Origin of the sequence: Pseudomonas sp. TJI-51, from assembly GCF_000190455.2 — a bacterium.
Classification (GTDB): domain Bacteria; phylum Pseudomonadota; class Gammaproteobacteria; order Pseudomonadales; family Pseudomonadaceae; genus Aquipseudomonas; species Aquipseudomonas juntendi.
Genome location: NZ_AEWE02000121.1, coordinates 1 through 945, shown reverse-complemented (window position 1 = coordinate 945; position 945 = coordinate 1). Strand labels below are relative to the sequence as shown.

Genomic DNA, 945 nt, shown 5'->3' with positions numbered 1-945 from the left:
ACCCAAGGCCGAGCAACAGACGCTACAGGCAGGTGCCGACAGTTTCCTGGCGTTGTGGAAGCCGGCCAACGACAGTGATCCGCAAGGTGCCGTGATCATCGTGCCGGGTGCCGGCGAAAACGCCGACTGGCCAAATGCCGTTGGCCCGCTGCGGCAAAAATTCCCGGATGTCGGCTGGCACAGCCTGAGCATCAGCCTGCCTGACCTGCTCGCCGACAGCCCGCAAGCCCGGGTAGAAGCCAAGCCCAAGGCCGCAACGGACCAAGCCCAGGGTGAGCGTGCACCGGTCAAGGATGTGCCAGCCGACGCCAATGCCAATGTCGCCCAGGCCACCGCCGCCGATGCCGACACCGCANNACACCGCAGAAAGCACCGATGCCGAACTGGCCAGCGAACAGAGCGACCCGGCCGATGCCGAGCGGATTTTCGCCCGCCTGGACGCTGCCGTGGCGTTTGCCCAGCAGCGCAATGCCCGCAGCATCGTGCTGATCGGCCATGGCAGCGGTGCGTACTGGGCTGCCCGCTACCTGAGCGAAAAACAGCCGCCGCAGGTACACAAGTTGGTCATGGTGGCGGCGCAGACGCCGGCGCGCGTGGAGCATGACCTGGAAAGCCTGGCGCCGACGTTGAAGGTGCCCACCGCCGACATCTACTACGCCACCCGCAGTGCTGACCGCAGCGCCGCCGCGCTGCGCTTGCAGGCCAGCAAGCGGCAGAAAGACAGCCAGTACCGGCAGTTGTCGCTGATCGCCATGCCAGGCAACCAGGCCGCCGAGCAAGAGCAGTTGTTCCGCCGCGTGCGAGGCTGGATGAACCCGCAAGGGTAAGATTGCCCCCACAGGTAGGCCACAATATTCAGGCGTTGTGTATTACCTGTGGGAGACTCTATGGTTTCTGGCAATGGCATCAGGGTTGCCGGGTGCTTGCCGCAGCATCTTCAGCGCC

General features: G+C 65.0%; 1 pseudogene. It reads left to right on the top strand.

Annotated elements, in window-relative coordinates:
• Window positions 1–827: pseudogene (locus tag G1E_RS22870) on the top strand (alpha/beta hydrolase family protein); the annotation flags it as partial.
• Between the last annotated feature and the right edge of the window lie 118 nt (window positions 828–945).